The organism is Burkholderia sp. MSMB1078WGS (assembly GCF_001528895.1).
Lineage (GTDB): Bacteria > Pseudomonadota > Gammaproteobacteria > Burkholderiales > Burkholderiaceae > Burkholderia.
In genome coordinates this window covers 31,865-52,121 of sequence record NZ_LPDI01000040.1, presented here as the reverse complement: position 1 = coordinate 52,121, position 20,257 = coordinate 31,865, and the positions used below count along the sequence as shown (strand labels likewise).

The 20,257-nt window shown below is 59.6% G+C and carries 12 protein-coding genes and 1 pseudogene; 6 read left to right on the top strand and 7 right to left on the bottom strand.

All coding sequences use genetic code 11. The annotated features are described in order from the left end of the window. Positions 1-23 precede the first annotated feature (23 nt). Complete coding sequence (locus WT24_RS10825) at positions 24-1,130, top strand: glycosyltransferase (protein ID WP_059499848.1); 1,107 nt, start codon at positions 24-26, stop codon at positions 1,128-1,130. 88 nt (positions 1,131-1,218) lie between these two features. Here the strand turns inward: WT24_RS10825 and WT24_RS10820 are convergent, their stop codons facing one another. The 5 genes and pseudogenes from WT24_RS10820 to WT24_RS35265 form a co-directional block, all read right to left on the bottom strand. Continuing rightward, positions 1,219-3,102, bottom strand: a complete 1,884-nt coding sequence (locus tag WT24_RS10820; RefSeq protein WP_060033428.1) for a nucleoside-diphosphate sugar epimerase/dehydratase — start codon at positions 3,100-3,102, stop codon at positions 1,219-1,221. 12 nt (positions 3,103-3,114) lie between these two features. Continuing rightward, entirely contained in the window at positions 3,115-4,131 is a 1,017-nt protein-coding gene (locus WT24_RS10815; protein ID WP_060033425.1) for a glycosyltransferase family 4 protein, read from the bottom strand. Between the two features lie 7 nt (positions 4,132-4,138). Further along, positions 4,139-5,104 carry an SDR family oxidoreductase gene (locus WT24_RS10810; RefSeq protein WP_060033684.1) on the bottom strand — a complete coding sequence of 322 codons (966 nt, stop codon included), beginning with the start codon at positions 5,102-5,104 and terminating at the stop codon, positions 4,139-4,141. Further along, positions 5,101-5,946, bottom strand: a complete 846-nt coding sequence (locus WT24_RS10805) for a glycosyltransferase (RefSeq protein WP_060033422.1) — start codon at positions 5,944-5,946, stop codon at positions 5,101-5,103. The genes WT24_RS10810 and WT24_RS10805 overlap by 4 nt, the downstream gene beginning before the upstream one ends. 328 nt (positions 5,947-6,274) lie before the next feature. After that, positions 6,275-6,458 (bottom strand): annotated as a pseudogene (locus WT24_RS35265) (IS3 family transposase); the annotation flags it as partial. Positions 6,459-6,828: 370 nt separating this feature from the next. Here WT24_RS35265 and WT24_RS10800 point away from each other — a divergent pair. Beyond that, on the top strand, positions 6,829-7,941 hold the full coding sequence (locus WT24_RS10800) for an acyltransferase (protein WP_060033419.1): 1,113 nt from the start codon (positions 6,829-6,831) through the stop codon (positions 7,939-7,941). A 145-nt stretch (positions 7,942-8,086) separates the two neighbouring features. On the opposite strand, the gene WT24_RS10795 is transcribed toward WT24_RS10800, so the two are convergent. After that, entirely contained in the window at positions 8,087-13,207 is a 5,121-nt protein-coding gene (locus tag WT24_RS10795; protein WP_257127468.1) for a glycoside hydrolase family 99-like domain-containing protein, read from the bottom strand. Between the two features lie 13 nt (positions 13,208-13,220). After that, entirely contained in the window at positions 13,221-14,609 is a 1,389-nt protein-coding gene (locus WT24_RS10790) for an ABC transporter ATP-binding protein (RefSeq protein WP_060033416.1), read from the bottom strand. 270 nt (positions 14,610-14,879) lie between these two features. Here WT24_RS10790 and WT24_RS10785 point away from each other — a divergent pair, with 270 nt between their 5' ends. The 4 genes from WT24_RS10785 (at position 14,880) to WT24_RS10770 (ending at position 20,232) form a co-directional block, all read left to right on the top strand. Then, a complete protein-coding gene (locus tag WT24_RS10785; RefSeq protein ID WP_060033413.1) occupies positions 14,880-15,695 on the top strand; it encodes a sulfotransferase in 816 nt (271 codons plus the stop codon). A gap of 156 nt (positions 15,696-15,851) precedes the next feature. Beyond that, positions 15,852-16,676 (top strand): ABC transporter permease, encoded by an 825-nt coding sequence (locus WT24_RS10780; RefSeq protein ID WP_060033411.1) that lies wholly within the window; start codon positions 15,852-15,854, stop codon positions 16,674-16,676. Further along, positions 16,666-18,063, top strand: a complete 1,398-nt coding sequence (locus tag WT24_RS10775; RefSeq protein WP_060033409.1) for an ABC transporter ATP-binding protein — start codon at positions 16,666-16,668, stop codon at positions 18,061-18,063. The genes WT24_RS10780 and WT24_RS10775 overlap by 11 nt, the downstream gene beginning before the upstream one ends. 270 nt (positions 18,064-18,333) lie before the next feature. After that, positions 18,334-20,232, top strand: coding sequence for a glycosyltransferase (locus WT24_RS10770; protein WP_060033678.1), 1,899 nt, complete (start codon positions 18,334-18,336; stop codon positions 20,230-20,232). Positions 20,233-20,257 lie beyond the last annotated feature (25 nt).

The window sequence follows — 20,257 nt, the reverse complement described above, 5'->3', positions numbered from 1 at the left end:
CTGTCCATTTTTCGAGCGATCCCATGCTCAGCTTCGCGTCCGGCTTCATCGTCTCCTTGCTCGTCACGCTGTTCATCGTGCGCTACGCGCACCTTCACGAGAAATTCTCGATCGACAGCGACCTGGCCGGCGTGCAGAAATTCCACGTGCGGCCGGTGCCGCGAGTGGGGGGCATCGGGATCCTCGCCGGGGTCGTCGTGGCGGCGCTGCTCGTATCGCGGCGCTATCCGACGATCGCCGGCAGCATTCTCGGGATCGCTGCCTGCGGGTTGCCGGCGTTCCTGTCCGGCCTCGTCGAGGACCTGACCAAGCGCGTGTCGCCGCGCGCGCGGCTGCTCTGCACGATGGGCGCGGCCGCGCTGGCGTTCTGGCTGATGGGCATCGCGGTCAAGCGCATCAGCGTGCCGCCGCTCGATTTCCTGCTCGGGTATGTCGCCATCTCGGCGTTCATCACGGTGCTCGCGGTCGCGGCGCTCGCGAATGCGATCAACATCATCGACGGCTTCAACGGGCTCGCCTCGATGGTCAGCTTCATGATGTTCGCGTCGCTCGCGTACGTCGCGTTCCACGTCAACGACCCGGTCGTGATGTCCGCGTCGATCATCATGATGGGCGCCGTGCTCGGCTTCTTCCTGTGGAATTTCCCGGCCGGGCTGATCTTCCTCGGCGACGGCGGCGCGTATTTCATCGGTTTCATGCTCGCGGAGCTCGCGATCATGCTCGTGATGCGCAATCGCGAAGTGTCCGCGTGGTATCCGGTGCTGCTGTTCATGTATCCGATCTTCGAGACCTGCTTCTCGATCTACCGGAAGAAGTTCATTCGCGGGATGTCGCCGGGGATTCCGGACGGCGTGCACCTGCATATGCTCGTGTACAAGCGGCTGATGCGGTGGGCCGTGGGGACGAAGCATGCGCACGATCTGACGCGACGCAATTCGCTGACTTCACCTTATCTGTGGCTGCTGTGCCTCGTCGCGGTGATTCCGGCGACGCTGTTCTGGCGGCATACGGTGCATCTGTTCGTGTTCGTCGTGCTGTTCGCGCTCACTTATGTCTGGCTTTATCTCAGCATCGTGCGGTTCAGGGCGCCCAGATGGATGGTAGTGCGCAAGCACCGACAGAGCCGCTGAGCGATACGCCGGCTTCCAGACAAAAAAAGCGCCCGTGCCGGGCGCTTTTTTTGTCGCAACGTCGTGTGCGGCTCACAGCCTGATCGCGTCACCCGTTGGATGCGACGCGCACCGACGGCACGCTCTGCAACACGGGGGCAACGGCCGTCTGGTATTCCGGCACCCAGCGCCGCAGATCGCGCCGCACTTCGTCGTCGGACAACACGCGATGCTGCATCAACCACGGCAGCAATTCATCGAGCAGGTTGTCCGGTACTTCGCGCGCGCGCGCGATCCGCAGTTTCGGGTGCGGCGTACGCGTCGTCGCCTCGTCGTCCGCCAGCAGTTCCTCGTACAGCTTCTCGCCCGGCCGCAGCCCGGTGAACTCGATGCGAATCTGCTCTTCCGAGAAGCCGTACAGGCGAATCAGGTCGCACGCGAGATCGACGATCTTCACCGGCTCACCCATGTCGAGAATGAAGATCTCGCCTCCCCGCCCCATGCTCGACGCCTGCAGCACGAGCTGCGATGCTTCCGGAATCGTCATGAAGAAACGCGTGATTTCCGGGTGCGTGACCGTCACCGGCCCCCCCTTCGCGATCTGCTGCTGGAACTTCGGGATCACGCTGCCCGCGCTCCCGAGCACGTTGCCGAACCGCACCGTCTCGAACTGCGTGCGCCCGCTCGTCTGCTGCAATGCCTGGCACGCCATTTCGGCGAGGCGCTTGCTCGCGCCCATCACGTTGGTCGGATTGACGGCCTTGTCGGTCGAGATCAGCACGAAATGGCGCACGTCGTGGCGAATCGCCGCGCGAGCCACGCGATAGGTGCCGAGCACGTTGTTGCGCAGCGCCTGCCATGCGTTGTGCTCTTCCATCAGCGGCACGTGCTTGTAGGCAGCCGCGTGGAACACAATGTGCGGTGCGTGGCGCGACATCACCTGGTCGAGCAGCAGCGAATCCTTCGCATCGCCGATGATCGGCACGACAGGAAGATCGGGGAAGCGCTCGCGCAGCTCCTCGGTCAGCCGATACATCGCGTATTCGGACAGGTCGAACGCGACGAGCTGCGCCGGCGCGAAGCGCAGAATCTGCCGGCACAGCTCGGAGCCGATCGAGCCGCCCGCGCCCGTCACCATCACGACGCGGCCGCGCAGCAGCGCCTCGACATGCGGCGTATCGATCGTCACGGCATCGCGGCCGAGCAGATCCTCGAGATCGATGCTCCGCACCTGCGACAGGAAGCCCTGCCCCGGCATCAGTGCAGTCAGCGAAGGCAGCACCATCGCTTTCACGCCGGCGCGCACGCACAGGGTCGCAACGCGACGCTGTGTTTCGACCGACGCCGACGGAATCGCGATGATCGCGTATTCGACCTTCATCGCATCGGTCCAGTGCTTGAGATCGTTGAACGAGCCGAGCACCTTGTAGCCGTAGATTTCGCGGCCCTGCTTCGTGACATCGTCGTCGAGCAGGCCGACGAGGCGCCATTCGCCGGAGCGCGACAGTTCGCGCGCAAGGCTCGCGCCGGCCGTGCCGGCGCCGAGCACCAGCACCGGCTTGCCCTTGCCGACGAGCCCGCCGTACAGGTAGTACTCCTTCGTCGCGCGATACAGCGCGCGCGCGCCGCCCATCGCGAGGAACAGCATCAACGGCGACACGAGCAGCACCGAGCGCGGGATGATCGGCTGCGGCTGGAACATCACGGCGCCGATCATCACGATCACGCCGCCGCCGACCACTGCTTTCGAGATCCGAACGAGGTCGGGAAGGCTCGCGAATACCCATAGGCCGCGATACAGACCGAACACGAGGAACATCAGCGCATAGACGGGCAACACCCAGACGAGCGCCGTCAACGCGCCGCCAAGAAAGTCAGACGGAATACTGCCGTTGAATCGGACAAGATAGGCGAACAACCACGCGGCGGTGACCGCCGTCAGGTCAAACAGGAAAGCGCTTAGCGAAAGCCATGATGCTTTGGATCGCAACATCGGCGGGAAACCTCAAGAGTTATTTTCGGCGGCCGACTGAAACCGGCGCCAACGCATGTCGATCACCAATCCGATACATGCCAGAACGCCATACCACGCGAAGAACGACAACCACTGCTGCAGTTCCGGGCGGCCCATTGCCCACACGGCGACGATTATGCCTGCGAGCATGATGAGGTACCAATAAAGAGCAGTCCGGCGGTGACCTACGCCCGCCCGGACCATCCTTTGATAATAGTGCTCCCGGTGCGCCTGCCAGAACTTTTCGCCACGTAACAGACGTCTCAAAAGTGTTACAGATGCATCGGCAATAAAGGGCGCAAACACCAACGCCGGGAACCAGATCGGCCACACGCCCCCGCTCCAGCCCCAGTAACCAAGCGCTCCAGCCAGGAATCCGAGCGGAATCGAGCCGGCATCGCCGAGAAACAGCCGAGCTGGGTGGAAATTCAGCAGCAAGAAGCCGAGTGCGGCGCCGGAGACAGCCGACCCGGCCACGACCAGATCCGGCGACGGCGTCGGGCCGGTCAGCGCCGCGACCGCGTACGCGCCGAAGCCGAACAGCGCCATGCCGCCCGCGAGACCATCGGCGCCATCCATGAAGTTGTACAGGTTCGTCAGCCAGACCATTGCGAAACCGACGCCGGCGAGCAGCCACCAAGGTGCATCGGCCGGAAACACGACGATCAGTGCGACGACTGCCATGAGATGCGCCGAGAACCGCACACGGGCCGGCAGCCCGCGCCGGTCGTCGATCTGCGACATCGCAGCCAGCCCGGCAGCGGCGATCGCGATCAGCCACAGTCGCGGTGCCAGCGTGAGCAGCGCAACGACACAGACCGGCACGATGCCCCATCCACCGACTCGCGGTGTCGGCAGCGTATGAAGCGAACGATCGTTCGGAATATCGGTGGCAAGACGCCAGGCCAACCCGGTGGCGAGCAGTACGCGGAGAATCGTCGTCGAGGCGAATGCGGCGGCCAGAGCCGCCGCGGCCGTGGTGAGCCAGGTGGGATTCGCGAGAAGCATGTGGCTTTTATTTTCGTGTATCGCGCGAACGATACCATGCGGCGGTCGCTTCGAGGCCCTGGCGAGTCGTATAGGGGGGATGCCAGTCGAGTACGCGCTTGATCCGGCCCGTATCGAGCTGGAGACTGCCGGTCAGGCGGTCTATCGCCGCCCGACGGCCGGTCAGCGCACCGAGCGCCCGCAGCACGACGGACGGGACGGCAATCAGGCGTGCCGGTTTGCCAAGTGCATCGCCGACCAGGCGCAATAGGTTCGTGACCGACGGCGCGTCATCGTCGGCGACGTGGAAGCACTCGCCGGCCGCGCGCGGATCGATCGCGCATTGCAGCAGTGCGTCGGCCAGGTTGTCGACGTAGACGATACTGCGGCGCGCTGGGATGGAACCGAGCGGCAGCGGCATCCCACGCGCAACCGCGTCCATCATGCGCAGGAAGTTGGCGCGGACCGCCGGACCGTAGACCAGCGGTGGCCGAACAACCACGACCTCGAACCCGTTCGACACACCGAACTGCGCAAGCTGCTGCTCCGCTCGCAGCTTCGAGCGACCGTACGCATCCTGCGGACCGGGACGTGCGGTTTCCGACAACGGCACCCCGCCATCGCTCTCGGCAACTGCCTTGATGCTGCTCGCATAGACGATACGGCGCACGCCGTGGTGACGCGCCGCCTCGGCGAGATGCAGGGTGCCGGCGACGTTGGTCGCGTCGAACGCAGCGTCGGGATCGGGCGATTCGTCGCGCATCACGTGCACGCGGGCCGCGAGGTGGATCACACAGTCGGCGACCAGATCGGCTGGCCAACCGGCATCCACGCCTTCGAAATCGGCAGCGTCATGCACCCATTCGCGTACGCCGGCGATACATCCTCCCGCGCGCCTTACCAGGGCGGTAACGGTATGTCCAGCGTCCAGCGCGCGGCGGCAGACCGCGCGACCGACGAAGCCGTTTGCACCGGTCACGACGAGACGGCTCACCACAGCCTCCAGCCGAAACGGTTGTAGAACTTGAAGGCCGACGCGGCGAACATCCGGATATGCGCGAAACCCTTGCGCGATGCGCCGCCGCCGTGATGGATCACGCGCACCGACGGGACGTAGGCGACGCGAGCGACGTCGTGCGTGCGCAGGCTGAGGTCGTAGTCTTCGAAGTACAGGAAGTAGCGCGGGTCGAAACCGCCGAGTTTCTTCAGGACTTCAGTGCGGAACAGCATGAAGCAGCCGCTGACGATGGGCGGATCCCAGACGATGTCGCGGTCGTTGATCACGTCGCGCATCTCGTAGCGGGCGAGGCGCTGCGCAAAAAAACAGCGCAAGCGTGCGGGCAGAAAGCCGCGCGCGAACAAGTCGATCGCCGACGGATAGCGCCGACACAGATACTGTTGCCCGCCTGCGTCATCACCTATCCACGGCGTCAGCAAGCCGAGCTCCGGATTCGCCTCGAAGAAATCGCAAGCAGCAGCTAGTGCCGCGGTATCGAGATCGATATCCGGATTCAATATCAGATGGTGACGACTTGTGACCTGAGCGATCGCAAGGTTATGTCCGCGACCATAGCCGACGTTACCGTGCCCCGTCAGCACCCGGTACGGCAAACCCAGAGATTCCAGCTTGGCTTTCACCGCGGGCATGGTTTCCAGGCCGCCATTGTCGACCATGAATAATTCGATTGATATTCCGGGCCAGATCGTTCGCAATCGCCCGCACGCCGCGCTGACGCTACCGAGTGTCTGCATCAGCGCCGCTTGATCGGGACGATAAACAACTATCGATATCGACAAGCTACCGAGCGACTTGGGTGACACGATAGCGTCATTCATGTGTATACGGCCCCGCGAATGCTGAGCAGCACGATCAAACGTTGGTTGCCTGTCACGAAAATTTGTGAGTTTGCTGAGTTTTGCTAGATCGGGCAAGTATGCCCAGATGCTTGTCGTCCATTGCTGCCAAAGTCCCGCTTACCGCGAGAATCGGCAACTGGATAGCCATCGCTCAGCGCCGCCGCCCGCCGGCGCAGGTTCGACGCAAGACAGCCTTTTCGTTGTTGACTTGGATGATACCCTCATTCGCTCGGACATCGTGATCGAGTCCGGGTTTGGTCCGCGGCGGCAAGCCGGAAGTGAAAGCCCGGCTCTCGGATGCAACTGTCAAGTCCGTGACCCGCTCCCGGCGCCGACAAGGGCTCGGACCATACATTTTTTTACAACACGTCCTGCGGCATAGCCCCTCCCAACAACAAATCGGCAACAGGCCGCTCGAGCTTCGCGTTCTCATCTTCAGGCTGCGTCAGCCGGCGCAGTTCCGAAGTTAGCAGCCCACCATATTTCACCCGTCACTTGTAGCCAATTCCCGTTTAGCGACATACCTCCGCGACCGGTGCACCCGGCCATAAAACGCAACAAAAACCATGAGTTAATACATAAGGGAGAACGTCATTATTTTATTATTTATATAACAAAACAACACCGCATTCATTTTCACTCGAATGCAATCGCAAAGGATGACTGTATCGGTCCATCGCGAGGGTCGGATTCGATATGGCCTGTTCGAGGTGGCCGCGGCCAACGCCCACGCTTTGCGCGAGCAGTATTCTCGCATCCCGGAACGTCTGTCTTGAAATCAGCGCACGATAAACAATCGGCGCTGGAGGCCTTGGAACGGCGGTGCTATGATGCCAGTCGCTTCCTTTCCCGAACCGAAAAATGCCTCCTTCAAAGCTTGGCTTTATCGACGCGTTACGCGGTCTTGCTGCGCTGTACGTCCTGCTTTATCACTTCACCCCGATCACGACACCTCAGGCGGCGGCACCACTCTGGATTGCCCCCTTCACCGGGCTGGGGGGATCGGGGGTAACGCTGTTCTTCGTGGTCAGCGCATTCACACTCTGCTTGTCGATGGATGCGCGTCGACAGGACGAAGCAACGCCGCTGCTCAATTACTATTTGCGGCGCTTCTTTCGTATCGCGCCCCTGTTTTATGTTTGGATCATTTTGTATTGCATTCGGGACAAGATCATTTTCGATGCAGCGCATCCCTTTTCGGAAATTATCCGGAGCGTTTTCTTCGTATTGAATCTATCTCCAGGCCATGAGCAAGGTTTTGTATGGGCAAGCTGGACGCTCGGCGTCGAAATGCTTTTTTACATTTTCTTCCCTGCGATCTTTCAACGCACAGGTAATATCGGACGGGCGTTGGCCTTTTACTTCTGTACGCTGCTAACGCGTGCGCTGTGGCATGCCGCGGTACTCCACTTGGTCGCGGACCAAGCCACTGCAGCAACATATTATAACTTTAGCCTCCTGCATCATTTGCCGACATTCGCATTTGGCATCGTCGCCTATCACGCATATAGGCTCCTCGACGTCGAACGCGTCCGACGCTACGGTGGAGGCGAGTTGCTGACGACCGCCGCCATTGCCGCGCTGCTCGGATTGGCATACGGGCTTGTCCAGATCGACATGTTCGACGGACTAACGCTCCAGGCTGTTATCTACGGTACGCTGTTGATCGGTCTCGCAATCAAGGCTCCGGTAATCCTGGTCAATCGCGTTACGCGCTTTTACGGCAAGATCAGCTACTCAGTCTACTTGAGCCACGCTACGACAATCTTCCTCATGTCGAAGCTGTTCACCGTCATTTATTCGCACTTTGCTTATGTGACGGTCTCGTATTTCCTGTCTATCGCGACAGCGCTGGCGGTGGTTACCTTGCTATCGTGGCTCACCTACCGTTTCGTCGAAACACCAGGCAACAACCTCGGCAAGGCAGCCATCAGAGCGATTCAGCGCTGGCGCACAAGCAATCTGGCGACATAAGTCCACGCTATCGGCGGCATGGCTACTCGCCGAATCTATGGACAAATTTCAGGCGCCGTTATGTCCGACGCCGCATCGCGATATCGCTGGAACGTCGGCGCCGGGAAGAAGGGGGCACGCATCCGCCCCCTCTTTATGCGCCGCGCTACTCCTTCATCTCGTCAATCACGCATGGATCCACATCGAACTGGGAACAAAGCTCCTGCGCATATCGATCCGCGATTTCGACGATGGACGCATCGACCATATGATGCCGGCGCACCCATAGCTGAACCGTTCGAATCTCCTTGAGCAGCGCCGCCGCATCGCCACCGATGGTTACGCTGGCGGCGTGCCGGCGATGAAGATTGAGCGACTCGGGGGCGAACGCGACCCTGCCGCAATCCATCACCCGCAGATACACCATCCAGTCGCCCGCGACACGAAACTGTCGAATGTCCTCGAAGTGGCGCTCAAGTACATCCTTGAGGATCCCTCGCCGAAATATGACCGCGCTGACGTTAGGGATGGTGTTCTTGACGGCAAGCGCTCCGGATATTTCCCGCTTGCCGTCGTCGATATACGCCTTCGTCCATTTCGTGGCGGAGATGTCCGCCACGTAGTCGCGATAGTGCTCGCAGATGATCTCGCCCGTTTCACCCATCTGCTTCGATTCACAGTAACTCAGCACTGTTTGCTCATCGTCGAACCCGCTTACGACGGTCGCGAGAAACTCCGGATGTGACAAATCATCCGCTTCGGCAATCCACACGAAATCGCCTCTCGCGAATTCGACGCCCCGTTTCCATTGGGCAAACACCGACCCCGAGTTCGCACTATTCACGAACAGGCGATTGTCAACGCTCTGATTCGCCAAGTGCTCACGAATCACGGGCACGCTCCCATCCGACGAATTGTCGTCAAGCACGATCAGTTCATAGATTGGATACGTCTGCTTGAGGACCGAATCCAACCTCTCGCCGATATAGCGTTCGTAGTTATAGTTGGGAACAACGACAGAGACGCGCTTGAATCCGCAATTCAACATATCGAGGAGGTCATACACGTAGTGGCGGAACGAAAATTCGTCCGCCACGATTCGTGCCCCCTTCGAACCGAGGTCTTGCGTAAGCTTCGGAGACGCGATCAGATTGCGCAGCGCGGCCGCAAAAGCGCCAACATCTTCGAACGGGACCACCACACCGCCGCCTCGCTTCAGCAGTTCGCAACTGCCGCTCGCTCCGTCGAACGCAACGACAGGCACCCCCACTTCCAACGCCTCGAGCACAACGGACGGAAACGGGTCCTCACGCGACGTCAACGCGAGCACATCCGCGCCGGCATAATAAAGATCGGTATCGACATCGAGCCCGGTGAACACAACCTTGTGTTGTAGACCGTGTTTCAAAATGATCGCATCAGCTGCGGCCTTTGCTTCGCTTTCCCAATGGCCTACCCACACGAAATAGGTATCGTCTCGATCGGCGAGATTCGCTGCCGCCTGCGCATACAGGTCGATCCCCTTACGGAAATCGGCATAACCCATGCCTAGCACGATCTTCGCGTCGCCCGGAAGATGGAGACGTTCGCGCAACGCGGAACGCGCGCGCGCGACATCGCCTCGCATCTGATTGCGCTTGTACAATCCTTGCGGACGCACGCGAATCTGCTGCTCGTCGAGGGAGGAGAACGCCATGAACGAGCGCTGCACCATGTCGGCAGGAAAAACGACTGCTTCCGCGTACCGAGATATCTCCGCCGCGTGACGTTCGAGCCCGTACTTGGCCAACATGCCCTGAAGTTCGTGGACGAGCACGATGCAATTCACGCCAGCGCGCGACAAAGCCCCTGCAAACAACCCCGATACGGTCGTATTGCAGATCGCAGCGCCAAAACCTCGCTGTACCAACTTGTCGATCAGCGCCTGCGCCGCTTCGCCCGCGGGATCGACACCGGCCAGGTCGTGAACGGCTCCCCAACGCTCAAACTCGGACTTCAGCGGCCCCTCGCCAAGCAACACGGTCTCCACGTCGACGCCGAACTCCACAGCCAGCGTCTTGACCAAATTGAGCGCCAAGAACTGTGCGCCGTGCGCGTAAGCATCGTGAGAAACGACCAAGATACGACGCGCACTGCCAGCCGCACTTGCACGCGAAAGTGCATTGTTAGTAGCTTGCAGCCAGGCATAGCCGTACCGACGATCCGGCTCGAGGTGTGCCCCCTCTGCCCACTCGTTCCACGCATTGATGAAGACTAGACGCTCATCCGGGTTCCCGATTCGCCGCACGGTATCAGTAGCTGCGTTGCATAGCCACTCCTCGTACAACTTCGGCGTCGAGCCGACAAATACGGTTCCGCGCCCTGGCTTGCGAGCCTCGTTGTCCCACGATGGCGTCACCCCGCGGAACAAGCGGTACTCGGCATCCTGATACGATCGGCTGCGCTCCAGATAATGCGTCCAGTCCAGGATATGGCCGGCGTAACCCTGATTGATCAACGTAACGCTGTCTGCCTTCGACGGCGGTTGACTGTTGTTCGGCGGGAATTCGATGGCCGCATCGAATCCGTATTCACGCGGATCCACCCTTTCGAACGACTGCGTATAAGCGAGATACAACTCCCCGAGACCATTTGCTCTAGCCCACTCGCGCCACCGTGCAACGGTGGCGACCGCATCAGGAAGCAGATTCGGACGATACACCAGCAGCAGCGGGCGACCGTCGATGCGAATATAACGGGCGTCGCGCATGTACTGAGCGACATGCTCGATAAACGCGAGATCGTCCTCGGGCGAATGATGCTGCGAAATCAGCAGTTCCTGATCCAGGCCGTCCCAGCGACGCGTCCAGTTCTCGTTCGCCCAGCACAGGCAAAATGGCAGGTCGAATTCACGATGTTCAAGATACTGGCGTATCGGGGCTTCCATCAAGCGCTTGCCGCCAAACCAGTAGAAGTAGAAGCAGAACCCGCCCACCCCTGCCGCCTTCGCGAGTTCAACCTGGCGGCGTTGCACGTCGGGGATCCGGAGATCGTAGAAGCCGAGTTCGCCGGGCAAGTGCGGTTGATAATGCCCAGCGAACTGGGGTACGGCACGCGTTACGTTCGTCCACTCGGTGAAGCCGCGCCCCCACCATTCGTCGTTCTCCGGGAACGGATGGAATTGCGGCAAGTAGAAGGCGATAGCCTTCACTGGCACCTTTCGCGGCGCCGTCGGCGGAAATGACTGATAGTCCTGCGACGGGCTTACCGCCATGACCGGCAGAAGCTGCGCCGCAAGATTTACTTCATCAGCCTTCGGTTCAGGCTCAACGAACGATGACGCCGCCCCTGCAGCAGCATGCTCCTGGACCGGCACGGTTGCGGCCTCACCACGCAACCGGCTACGCAGCGCCGCCCAGTCCTGATACGCGCGCGTATGCACAAACACGCCCGGAAATACCCTGAAAAAGAGACCCTTTACCTTTCGCTTGAAGAAGTGAGGAACCGGGAGTCGCCGATAGAGCACCTTGCCCGCCGAGCGGATCGCCGCAGCACGCTCGGCGCCCCCGACCGTCAGGCGCTTTGCAAAGCGAAGCGGCTTCGTGATGCGCCACGACGTGCTGGCAAACAGCGCATTGATATATTCATCGCGTTGTCTTAGACGCGCATCGGCATCAGCGGCTGCGGTTCGGAGAAGCTCGCCGCGCCGCCGCAACTCGCCAACGACGCGATGGTGCTCGTTTGAAATGCGCTCGCGCTCGCGCTCGAGGCCAAGCACATTTTCGGACAGAACCGCAGCGCGTTTTTCTTTCTCGTCGAGTTCGGTCTCGAGACGTTCGCGGATAACCCGTTCCGTCTCGATGCGATCCGTCATACGCGCAAGCCCACTCAGCGCGTCGTCGATACCGACCTCGCCGACGGCATTCCCGGACGTCACTGTGCCGCCGACGGTTTCCCCAACACTACTTTCCTGTATCGCTTCCCTAATATGCGTTTTCAGCTTCTTCAACTGTTCGTCCGATCGGATCGCAAGTTCCGCGATCGCATCAGCCTCTGCACGCACCGAAAGGCGAAGCAACAACGCGCAACCATTCGTCAGTTTTTGCAATACATGATCCGGCGCCGGCAACTCAAACCACGGATCGTCGCCCGGGACGACGAGCTTTATCGGCCAACCGCCATCAAGGACGAACGCGCCCGACACCTCCGGTTTCCCGGCTAAATCGCTGCGCCAGGTCCAAAGAACGCGCCCGTCGGAATCGACGAGCTCGACATCGGCCAGATCGACAACGCCAGGGCGATCGGTCACGTCGATACGCAACTTCCGCACATTGAGCGCCGCTGCCGGCTCGCGCAATTCAAGATGCGCGACGCGCTCGTTTCCGTCCGCGCGCACATAACACCCGATGGCATGGCGCTCGGACCACGACTCGTCCGTATCCGTCTGCCAGTACACCTTACATTCGACTCGGCCACTCTGGGTCTTCGAAATCGCCTCGCCGGCCACGTTGGCAACTTCGTACATCGTCACATCGAGACTTGGAAGCTTGACGTCCGATGCGAGCGCAACGAAGTAGAGCGGTCGAGCAATACCGGCATGCTCTTCGTCGCCCGCCATATCGTCCCGCTGCAACGTCCGCATTGGCGCTTCGCGCAACTCGAGCGCAGCAAGCACTGACCCCGTCATCACTCGCTGGCCGTAAAGCGCCACTTGCGAGAACTGCGAACGCAGGAGAGACTCGAACTCGTCCAGATAGAGTTCCTTGACATGCCACGGGTTCGAGTAGCCCGGTACATCGGAGTACTCGTATTTGTTCGGGCTCGAAATGATGACGAAACCGTCGGGGCGCAGTACCCGCTTAATCTCGCGAATCATCGCCTCGTGCTGATCGTGATGTTCGATCGTTTCGAAGCTCACAACCATGTCGACGCTTGCATCGGCCAGCGGGATGTCAGCGGCTGATCCGACGACGAACGTCAGGTTATCCGCCGCTCGACCATACGCGGATTGCGCGTGATGGATCGCGTCGTCGCTGATGTCGACACCTACGACAGACGCCGCGGTTCGGGACAACGCAAATGACCCATACCCTTCACCGCACGCGATGTCGAGCACACGCAGCCCCGATGCGAGCTTGCGCGCAACGAGATACCGATGCATGTGCTCCACTTCGATCTGAGCCGACATGCCGGGAATATAGCGTTCACCATCCCAGACAAGATCGTCGTTCAGATCTGACGTCGTTTCGGAATCGCGGCTCGGCGATGACGATGCATGTTCGGAAATCTTCAAATATTCGTTGGCCATAGTAATCTGGGGGCTACGCGACGGACGAAGCGGAAACGCCTACGCGCAGCATTGGCACTGCAAGGAGGTGATGTTCAATACTCGACGAATGCACGCGAATCGGCAATGCGTCATGAATCCAGTGCAGTTGCACATGGTTTTGCTGGGTTCCGTCCGCGATCGCTACGTTGAGCGCATACTCGCCGATCGGCAAAAGCGGCATCGTAAACGAGAAGCGAGCCACCAGCGTATCGCCGGCGCGACATGATGAGTTCTCGTCTTTGCAAGTCAGGTAAGTGTTTTCCCCGAACAACGGTTGGCCAAGGTGATCGTTGAAAAAAAAACCGACGATGGGTGCGTGCACGTCATCGTGAATAGCGGCGGTTACCTGCAGCGTGACGCGCTCCCCGCCCACTGCCCACGCGAGCGGCACATTTGCGTCGTCATCGATGAGCTCGACATTGACAATGCGCGCCGCACCACTGCCGAACGAGGCGGCATGGGGATCGAACCGAAGCACTTCGATGTCGTTACGAAAGCGCGTAAAGTTGATTGTCGACAGTCGTGTATCGGTTTGCGCCTCAGTGCCACGCGGGCCTGACACGTGCTTCGGCGCAGGCGTCGCCCCCGCTGGCGCGGCGTCGAAATAGGCGTCGAGGTATGCCTCGCACACTGCCTCCGGATCCCCTTCGCGTTTGACCTTGCCCTTGTCAATCCAAATGACGCGCGAGCACAGCTTCTTGACGGTCGACGTATCGTGACTGACAAACAGAATCGTGCCTGTTTTTCGAAACTGATCCATGAACCGCATGCACTTCTGATTGAAGAAGGCATCACCGACCGCCAGCGCTTCGTCTACGACAAGGATATCGGCATCCACGTGCGCGATGACCGCAAATGCAAGCCGCACAAACATGCCGCTCGAATACGTCTTCACCGGCTGGTCGATAAATTCGCCGATATCAGCGAATTCGATGATCCTGTCGAGCCTCTCGTCGATCTGGCGACGCGAGAGCCCGTGCAGTTGCGCGTTCAGATAAATGTTCTCGCGCCCCGTATATTCGAGATCGAACCCTGAGCCGAGTTCGAGCAAGGCGGCCACCCTACCCACCGTATCGATCGCCCCCCGGGTCGGCGAAAGCGTCTGGCAGACGATCTGCAGTAGCGTGCTCTTTCCGGAACCATTTCTGCCGATGATCCCGATCGTTTCGCCCTTGGCGACCTCGAAGCTGACATCATCCAACGCCCAGAAAACATCGGCATAAGCCTCCGATTTCGCCCGCGCGTAACCGCGCCCCTTGCGGCTTGGTAGCATACGGCTCGCCATGCTGAACGCCGCTTGCTTGAGGCGATTCGCAGGCAAATCGTATGAATGAAATCCTTTTGCCACTCCCGATGCGCGAATGACAATCTGCTGTGACATTGAAGCCCTTTCGTCGAAGGCGCGATCCGCGCACCACTGCAAATTACCCGGCCCAACGAGCCGGGCGCAACGCGCCATTTTAACAAACCGCCCGCAACTGACGGGTATCGACGCCGGATGTCCCGTCGCGGGCAACGCTATCGGTTTCGTCGGTAACAGGACGTAACAGCTTCACTTCCTTTGATCTGCAATAATCGATGCGCGGGCGCCGCGACAGCCCTTGACAGCACTTGCCCCCGCCCAGCAACGGCAAAGACCCCTCCTTCGGCCATGTTCATTATCTTCGGCTCACCCCGTTCCGGCACGACGCTGCTTAAAGAGACGCTCAACCTCCACCCCGACTTGTTCATCCCGATGCAAACGACGTTGATCAGCACCAGCGCCCACATCGCGGGAAGCGTCTCGAACTGGGAAAAGGCTGCTGACGTCATCGCGCATTCGCTGATCGCATCCGATGACTTTCCCGTCGTTTTCGGACAACATTTCACCGAAAACGACATCCGCAACGTGATCAAGTCGGCTGCACCCACGCTCGCCGACGCGCTTCAGGCACTCTATCGCGAACTCGCGAACCGGCTCGGCAAGCGGGAATGCGGCGACAAGTCTCCGGACGACTTGCTGTCGATCCGCAAGCTCGAACAGTCTGGCCTGCTCGACGCCCCGATCAAGTTCGTTCACATCATTCGCGATGTCCGCGGGTCCGTTGCATCGCTGCAGAACGTCGATTGGGCACCTGCAGGCATCGATGAGTATTTTCCGCGCATCTGGAGTTACACAAATTTGCATCTGTATCACGTGCTCAAGGATCGCCCGAACTACGCGCTCATCCGATATGAGGATTTCGTGTTGCAACCGGCGGCTACTACCGAGCGACTGACGCAACTCCTCGACGTTTCGTTCCAGGAGTCGATGCTGGATGCCAGCCGACGCGGCCCCGAGCTGCGTACGAATCCGAGCCACCTCAACCTCGCGCAACCGTTCCTTCCCGAGCGGATCAGTGCGTGGCAAAGCCAGCTTTCGCCAGAAATCATCGCGCATTGCGAATACAGTGCGCGCGAGGCCCTGCACACATTTGGTTACCAGTGATGCATTCGGTACGCCCGAGCGTGCCGAACGCAGCGGACAGCAAAACGGGCTATGAGATAATCCCCGATTCCATGTCCTCGGGTACCGCATTCGGGCCTCCGCCGCACATGCAGACTCGAAATCACTCCTGCCTTACACGCTTCCGTTCGTAGACCCATGCAAAGCTTCAGTGCCTCGCCGACGTACCTATTGACATCGCTGGTGAAGAACCGCCGCCTTATGTTCGATCTCGCCCGGCGGGATGCTGTCGGGCGTTACAAAGGGTCGGCACTCGGCATCCTCTGGTCGATGCTTACCCCGCTCCTCATGTTGAGCGTTTACACGTTCGTGTTCAGCGGGGTGTTCAAATCCCGCTGGGGCGGGCAAACGACGCCAGGCTCGCACAGCGAATTCGCGGTCGTGCTTTTCGCTGGCATGCTGACGTTCAACATATTCTCGGAATGCGTGAACCGCGCGCCGTCGCTCGTGCTCGTCAACACCAATTTCGTCAAGAAAATTGTCTTTCCGCTTGAAATTCTGCCGTGCATCAGCTTGCTTTCGGCACTCTTTCATGCATTCGTCAGCATCACGATTCTCCTGGTCGCCGAATTCTTGATCCAAGGAAGCATCCCGATCACGGCGCTGTTGTTGCCCATTGTTCTGGCCCCCCTTTGCCTGCTCATTCTGGGCATCTCCTGGCTATTGTCGGCCACCGGTGTCTACTTGCGCGACATCGGCCAAACGATAGGCATCTTGGTGACCGCACTGATGTTCCTGTCACCGATCTTTTTTCCTCTTTCATCGTTGCCCGAAAACATCCGGAAGCTGGTGTACTGGAATCCGTTGACCTTCCCCATCGAACAAAGCCGAAACGTCCTGATTTGGGGCAAGCCGATCGATTGGACGATCTGGAGCGGTTATCTGGCGATCAGCCTGATCGTGTCGTGGATCGGTTTCGCATGGTTCCAGAAAACGCGAAAAGGATTTGCGGATGTCATCTGAGCGCGTCATCGAGGTAGCGTCGCTCGGCAAGGGCTTCAAAGCGTATGACCGGCCGTCCGACCGGCTTGTCCAGTTGGTTTTCAATTTCGCCGCACGCCTTGCCCCCGGCACGAGGCTCAAAACCCGATTGCGCCGGCATGCAGAGGCCGCAGGTCGGACCTTCTGGGCATTGCGCCACATTGATCTGACCGTGAACCGCGGCGAAACAGTCGGGATCATCGGTAGAAATGGATCCGGGAAAAGCACGTTACTGCAGATTATCTGTGGAACGCTATCCCCGACCGAAGGTTCAATTCAGACGGCCGGCCGGATCGCGGCCTTGCTGGAGCTCGGCTCCGGTTTCGACCCCGAATATACCGGGCGAGAAAACGTCTACATGAACGGCCAGCTACACGGGCTCTCGAAAGAGCAGATCGACGAACGGTTTGCCGCGATCGAAACGTTCGCCGATATCGGTGAGTTCATCGATCAGCCGATCAAGACCTACTCCAGCGGTATGTTCGTCCGCCTCGCCTTCGCGGTGATCGCACACGTCGACGCCGATATTCTCGTGATCGACGAGGCGTTGGCCGTCGGAGATGCGTTCTTTACGCAAAAATGCATGCGCTTTCTTCGCCAGTTCATGCAGACCGGCACGATCCTGTTCGTGAGCCATGACACATCGGCAATCCGGTCCCTGTGTACACGTGCCGTCTGGATCGATCGCGGCGTGATCGTCGACGAAGGCGACCCCAAAGATGTCAGCAATCGGTACCTGCAAGCCTATTACGAGTCGCAACAAGGCAAGAGCAGTATCTCGGCACCTCCGGTGGCCATCCTCGATAGCAATGAAGGAGAAAGACTGGATCAGCGGACCCGATACTCGTCTCGCGAAATCGCAGCCACCCGAAATTTCACTTTCGATCCTTCGCAACCCGGTACCGCACTCGGCGGCAGCGCATTGCTCCAATCGGTGGAACTGACGAGAGAGGATGGCAGCCGGATGCTCTGGATGGCCGGCGGAGAGCTCGCAACACTGCGCATCAAGGCCTCGGTCGCCCATCCGATATCCGAAGCAGTGGTCGGGTTCACCGTCAAGGACAGACTGGGTCGCATGCTGTTTGGCGATCACACGTACTGGGTCTGCGCAGAGCAGCCGCTCAGCCTTGCGGAAAACGAACAGATAGCTGCCGAGTTCACTTTCCTGATGCCGGTTCTCGCGCCCGGCGACTATGCTATCGACGTCATTGTCGCGGACGCCGCGCTGCCGGGAGAGCAGTTGCTGCTCCGTGTACACGACGCTTATGTATTCAAGTCGGAGGCCGCGTCGTCGTCGACCGGACTGGTCGGGATTCCCATGCGGAACATCTCGCTGTCGATCGAATCAGCTGTCCCGTCTCAGGATTAACACCACATCGCCATGATGCATAATTCAAGACCGTCGACTCCGCCCGGCAGCGACGCATCTCGCGACAAGCCGCTCGAACATCAGCTTACAGAAGCCCTCTCGCGTACGCATATGCTGGGAGAGCAATTGAAGCAAGCACGCGTAGAGGCGGACGCCGGCGCTGCCGCGCAAGCGGAAGTCATCCGATTGCGGACCGAGATCGCAGCACTGCGTAATTCGACGTCGTGGCGCGTGACAGCGCCGCTACGGGGCCTGAACCGCATCGCGCGCATGATCCAACTGACGTTCCAGACACTCTCTCGTCAGGCGCAGATACGCGGCGGCTACATCAGTGCTTTGCGCTACAACCTGAGAGCATTACGGCGCGATGGCGTTCGCGGGCTACGCGCACGCCTGAGTCGGCTGAGCAACGGCGCCGGCTTTGCAGATAGTCCTCTCCCAACCGAAGTCTATCGTTCATGGATCGAACGCTATGACACGTTCACCCCGCAAAGAAGAATCCAGTCAGTCGCCGAAATCGAACATTTCGAGCGCCGCCCACTGATCTCGATTGTCGTCCCCACGTACAACAGCGACGAGCGTTTTCTGCGCGAAATGATCGAATCAGTCCGTGCGCAGGTTTATCCGCATTGGGAACTGTGCATCGCCGACGACGCGTCACCATCCGAATCGGTTAGAGCGGTACTCGAAGCGGCTTGTGCAAGTGACAGCCGAATCAAGGTTGTGTATCGGACTGAGAACGGGCACATCTCCGAGGCAAGCAACAGCGCGCTCGACATCGCGACCGGTGAATATGTCGCATTGCTCGATCACGACGACGTCATTCCGCCGCACGCCTTGTTCATGGTAGTCAAGTACCTGAACAAACACCCGGGCGCACGGATGCTCTACAGCGACGAGGACAAGCTTTCGGCCGACGGCGAACGAACCTCGCCGTATTTCAAGAGTGACTGGAATCCGCAGTTGTTCCTCTCCCAGAATGTGTTTTCACATCTGGGTGTATACGAAACGGCCCTCGTACGCGACGCAGGTGGATTCAGAAAAGGACTCGAAGGGAGTCAAGACTACGATCTCGCGCTTCGTTGCATTGAGATTGCCGGACACGATGCAGTGGTTCATATTCCTCATGTCCTATACCATTGGCGCATCCTTCCCGGCAGCACCGCGAGTAGTGGAAGTGAAAAACCGTACGCATTGCTAGCGGCGATCCGTGCGCTTGAGGAGCATCTCGCCCGTATGCAGACGCGCGCGATCGTCGAGCACCCATGCAATGAGCATTCGACGCTTCGCGTCAGATATGCGCTTCCTCGACCTGCGCCGAAGACTTCCATCATCATTCCGACGCGCGATGGCCTGTCGCTTCTCAAGCAGTGCATTGATAGCATCTTCTCCCGGACGATCTATCCGAACTACGAGATCATCGTTGTCGACAACGGCAGCGTGAACCCGGAAACACTTGCATATTTTGATTCGCTGAGAGCCGATTCCCGAGTTCGAATTCTGCGGGACGATTCGCCATTCAATTTTTCCGCGCTGAACAACCGGGCCGTCGAGATCGCGACGGGCGACTATGTCTGCCTGCTGAACAACGATATCGAAGTCATTTCGCCGGACTGGCTGGACGAACTCGTCAGCATCGCGTCACAACCCGGAAATGGCGCTGTCGGAGCCGCACTCTGGTATCCGAACAACAAGCTGCAGCACGGCGGCGTGGTGATCGGGTTGGGCGGCGTAGCCGGTCATATGCATACCCTTCTGCCAAGAGGACAGTATGGCTACTTCTGCCGTGCCGTGGCCATGCAGAATCTGTCTGCCGTCACCGCAGCATGCCTCGTCATCAGCAAAGCCATCTACTTGAAGGTCGGCGGACTGAACGAGGAACTCGCAGTCGCCTTCAATGATGTGGATTTTTGCCTACGTGTCCGAGAAGCCGGCTATCGGAATGTTTGGACGCCGTATGCCGAGTTATACCACCACGAATCGGCGACGCGCGGCTCCGACATGGATCCGGACAAATATCAGCGGTTCGTCGGCGAAGTACGCTGGATGGAAAATCGCTGGGCCGGTCATTTTGAGTTCGATCCTGCCTACAATCCCAACCTGACGCTAAGCGGCAAAGTCGCGCCATTCGCGCTTGCCGAGCCGCCCCGTCTCGACATGCTCGAATGAAGCCGTGCCCAAGACGATGGACGGG